The sequence below is a fragment of the Caldisphaera sp. genome (assembly GCF_049974385.1).
Lineage (GTDB): Archaea > Thermoproteota > Thermoprotei_A > Sulfolobales > Acidilobaceae > Caldisphaera.
Genome location: NZ_JBMFIW010000059.1, coordinates 1 through 682, shown reverse-complemented (window position 1 = coordinate 682; position 682 = coordinate 1). Strand labels below are relative to the sequence as shown.

2 protein-coding genes are annotated in these 682 nt (G+C 25.2%); both read left to right on the top strand.

Translation table 11 applies throughout. The annotated features are described in order from the left end of the window. Nucleotides 1–318 precede the first annotated feature (318 nt). A complete protein-coding gene (locus ACP5GV_RS08100) occupies nt 319–447 on the top strand; it encodes a hypothetical protein (RefSeq protein ID WP_428103293.1) in 129 nt (42 codons plus the stop codon). A gap of 92 nt (nt 448–539) precedes the next feature. After that, nucleotides 540–682, top strand: a 143-nt coding sequence (locus ACP5GV_RS08095) for a hypothetical protein (protein WP_428103295.1), incomplete at its 3' end; no start/stop codon positions are given.

Below are 682 nucleotides of genomic sequence, written 5' to 3'. Positions count from 1 at the left end.
CAAATAAATAATTAAGATAATCAAAAAAGTGAATCCATGAAATGGAATTGAAAGTGGAATTTAAAATAAGATTTACATCAATAAATAAAATAACAGAATCCATGAAATGGAATTGAAAGTTATTGGAATAATTTCTATATTATATGTAAAAGTAGTTTTAGCAAACTAATTATAAAAATAAATTTCTATTGATTATTATATAAGTAAAATATGACCAAAATAATTTATGAAAGCCTAAAATTAAACCTTATATTTGCAAAATAATATGATTAAACATAAAAACAGCAAAATATTAACATAAACACATATTTTAATTTATTGAGCGAACTAGGGTTTCAAATAGATTTGAATGCAAAGTTGTTAACCAGAAGCGGTAAATATTTAGAAGTAGATGAATTTGCAGCCTTTATTCTCTCTGCAACTGCATCTGAAGCGGTAAATATTTAGAAGTAGATGCATATGACTGAGAAAATAGTTTATAATAACTTAGGGTTTATGTATCTTGCAAAAATTGGAATAAAGAAGTTGATGTAAAAGTAATTAACAAAGAATTTGGAAGAACTTTAAGCCTAAAAGATATCCCCCATTTAAAATATATTGTAGTCAAAAACTTGACAAGCCCAGCTAAAGAAGCTGCAAAGAGTAATGGTTTTCTTTTCATAGAGCTTAAAGAAAAAGCTAC